Below are 1,105 nucleotides of genomic sequence, written 5' to 3'. Positions count from 1 at the left end.
GGCCTGGACGACCCGGTCGGCGATCACGGGAATCCCCAGCCGCCGAACCTTCCCCGACCCACCCGTTTTGGGAATCTTGCGCTCCCGCACCGGTAGCGGACGAAACAAGCCCTGCCTGAGCTGGGCCCGTAGGTCATCCAGGAATCCGGGGACCCCGAATCGCTCCTCGACATCGGCGGCCGTCAGGCCGTCCACGCCGGGAGTGCGGGCACCCCGGTTGCCGGCGACCCGGTCGAACGCCGCAATCAGCGTCGCCGGGTCGTACACGAGGTTGAACAAATCATCGAACCGGCGGCCGGGATCGGCTGCCGCCCAACGGTGAAGCTTGGCCTGCATCTCCGATACCCGCTGGCGTGGACCCACCAGGTCCGCCTCCAGCAGAGCGCCGCTGTTCAACGGCGCGTCTTCCGGCATTGCAGTCTCCTTCCCCTCTCGATACCGCTGCCGCCCTTCCCCATGTGCGCGGGCTCTCCCCGGCTCGGAGTACTACGGCGGCTCCGCCCCACCCGGACCGTTCGGCGGTCGATGCGCCTATCCCCAGCCGAGCACTGGCCATGCACGACAGGGAGTTGAGAACGGGTGGTTCCCGTGTTCACTGCGATTCGCTCGTTGGAGTAGGAGCCCGACTGTGTCCCTGCGGCATCGCCACGAGTACGCCGTAGACCTTCCTCGTGGCCTCCCGAACGGCTTCGAAATACCGGCCAAGGAGTTCCCCGCCGCCCTCGGGCAGCAAGTGCGCACCGCTTCCGGCCCAGATCCACCAGGTTTCGAGCCGGTGTAGTCGTTAAGAGACGTAAAGACGCCGGTTCCTCGCGTACTCCTCTCCATCCCGCTCGCCGGACCCGCACCATCTGGCAGTACTGGCACGTTCCGGCTTTGTCAGGGCCGCTCCCGCCCTCTCCGTCATCACCCGGATCAGGCTGCCCTCAGCTCCACCTCCCTGCTACGACAGGTCGGCGGTGAAGGTCTCTCACCTCCACACGAATCACAGCGCCTCACGGCGCAACTCGAAGACGATCCAGGCACCGGACGCCGCCGCGAGTCTTTTACCTGCGGCCACACCTCCCTCTTCCACAGCTCCACCGCATGCTCGTCGCGTTCGAGT

The 1,105-nt window shown here is 66.7% G+C and carries 1 pseudogene; it reads right to left on the bottom strand.

Annotation, left to right across the window (positions count from 1 at the left end):
* A pseudogene (locus RM812_RS41820) lies at positions 1–414 on the bottom strand (group II intron reverse transcriptase/maturase); the annotation flags it as partial.
* Positions 415–1,105: the final 691 nt, after the last annotated feature.

Source organism: Streptomyces lancefieldiae (assembly GCF_031845825.1).
GTDB classification, from domain to species: Bacteria; Actinomycetota; Actinomycetes; order Streptomycetales; family Streptomycetaceae; genus Streptomyces; species Streptomyces lancefieldiae.
The sequence above is the reverse complement of the archived record's forward strand: the minus strand, read 5'-3'. Positions and strand labels throughout refer to the sequence as shown.